Annotated in this window: 3 protein-coding genes; 2 read left to right on the plus strand and 1 reads right to left on the minus strand. The window is 42.6% G+C overall.

Annotated elements, in window-relative coordinates; genetic code table 11:
• Positions 1–82 precede the first annotated feature (82 nt).
• A complete protein-coding gene (locus A8708_RS00140) occupies positions 83–1,111 on the plus strand; it encodes a transposase (RefSeq protein WP_082927168.1) in 1,029 nt (342 codons plus the stop codon).
• A 43-nt stretch (positions 1,112–1,154) separates the two neighbouring features.
• On the opposite strand, the gene A8708_RS00145 is transcribed toward A8708_RS00140, so the two are convergent.
• Positions 1,155–1,382, minus strand: coding sequence for a hypothetical protein (locus A8708_RS00145; protein WP_068661520.1), 228 nt, complete (start codon positions 1,380–1,382; stop codon positions 1,155–1,157).
• A 39-nt stretch (positions 1,383–1,421) separates the two neighbouring features.
• Between A8708_RS00145 and A8708_RS35985 the strand changes: the two genes are divergently transcribed.
• Positions 1,422–1,676, plus strand: a complete 255-nt coding sequence (locus A8708_RS35985) for a hypothetical protein (protein WP_204787437.1) — start codon at positions 1,422–1,424, stop codon at positions 1,674–1,676.

Raw genomic sequence — 1,676 nt, forward strand, 5'->3', positions numbered from 1 at the left:
CTACGACTGACCAATCGACTAACAAGGATTTCCAGATACCTCTGTTGAAGTATATAAGACATACTTTGATGGGGGTTTTCTCATGCCATTACCGAAGAACCGGATCATTCCTGAACGAAAAATATACTTCCAACCTGAATTCTCTAACTGCGTTCATTGTGGGGCAAAGTTGAAGCGGAGTCATACAGCTTGGAAGAAAAATATCTCTACGCTAAACGGTGTCGTTCAAGCTTGGAGTATGGCCTATGTTTGTTCGAATCCAAACTGCGCATACCCTAAAACCTTCTACAAATCTGCAGAAGCAGCATTGCTAGCTATGAAGCATACTTCATATGGTTTTGACGTCCTTGCCTTGGTTGGTCAGCTTCGCTTCAAGCAACATATGACCATTGCAGAGATTACCGAAGAACTTACGGAGCGTGGTGTGTCCACATCGGAGCGGAATTCTCAAAGATTGTATGAGCGCTATTTAACTCTGTTGCGTTCGAGTGTTACTGAGTTTGTAAAGGATGAACTTCAACACGTTGCCCTTCAACATGGGGGAATTATGATCTCCATGGATGGTGTCCAGCCTGAGAAAGGAAATGAGACGCTTTATGTCATCCGAGAAGTATTCAGCGGGACGATCCTTGTCGCAAAAAGTATAAAGAGCAGCTCGGCTGAAGAACTGAAGAGTCTTATTCGACCAGTAATTGATTTAGGTTTTCCCATCATCGGTATTGTTTCGGACGGACAGCAGTCTATTCGTTTGGCTATGGAATCACTGCTACCCGAAGTTCCGTATCAGTACTGTCAGTATCATTATTTAAAAGATGTTGCTAAGCCCATCGTGGACCTAGATCGAAAATTAAAAACGGGTATAAAGAAAAGCCTGCGCGGCATTCGTGCTATTGAAAGAAAACTAGAGCGAGAAGACTCCGAAGAAGCCGAAGTTGCAAGAGACTATTTGGCTGCGGTACGTTCCGTTCTTTTAGAAGATGGTAATCCGCCGTTGGATCTGCCAGGTCTTCGAATCTATGAGACATCAGAAGCTATACAGGCATCGCTTGAAAGCTGCCTGAGTAAAAAAAGAGCCCAATCTACTTCAAAACATAATCGGAATATTCAGTAAACTAAGTGAATTCAGCACACTATATGAAGATGTAAAACGTTGGTCACTTCCACTCCAGTACGTAGCAGAGATATTGAATCCAACTGACGATCAAAGCAGCGATTCGGTACGATTTCACATGCAGTGTTTGCTGCAGTGGATAGATTTGACCTATACCAAAGAAACTGATCAAATTATGGTTACTAATCTGAAAAGTTACACGAAGGGATTCTGGAAAGGGCTTTTTACTTGTTACGACCATCCTCATGTACCCCGGACGAATAATGACCATGAGAGATTCTTCCGAAAAACGAAAACACGCCATCGGCGAATGACAGGACTCCGGAGTTGGAACGAGTATATCGTTCGCTCTGGAGAATTTGTTGTATTTGTCGATGATGCTCTCCGCCAGAAAGATTTATTAGGCAGGCTTCAAAGTGTAAGCTATGAAATTTATTATGACGAAAGACAACGATGGTCTTTACGCTTAAAGGAAACAACCAAACGTCGTCGCTTCAGAAGAAATCCAACAAAATACCTTAAAGAGGCTGAAAATAGGTATTGTGCGTTAATTGGTCAGTCGTAG

The sequence above is a fragment of the Paenibacillus oryzisoli genome (assembly GCF_001653565.1).
Lineage (GTDB): Bacteria > Bacillota > Bacilli > Paenibacillales > NBRC-103111 > Paenibacillus_E > Paenibacillus_E oryzisoli.

Coding starts and splice junctions, on each gene's coding strand:
- A8708_RS00145 (WP_068661520.1), bottom strand. CDS start 1,382: ATGGTCATTATTCGTCCGGGGTACATGAGGATGGTCGTAACAAGTAAA.
- A8708_RS35985 (WP_204787437.1), top strand. CDS start 1,422: ATGACAGGACTCCGGAGTTGGAACGAGTATATCGTTCGCTCTGGAGAA.
- A8708_RS00140 (WP_082927168.1), top strand. CDS start 83: ATGCCATTACCGAAGAACCGGATCATTCCTGAACGAAAAATATACTTC.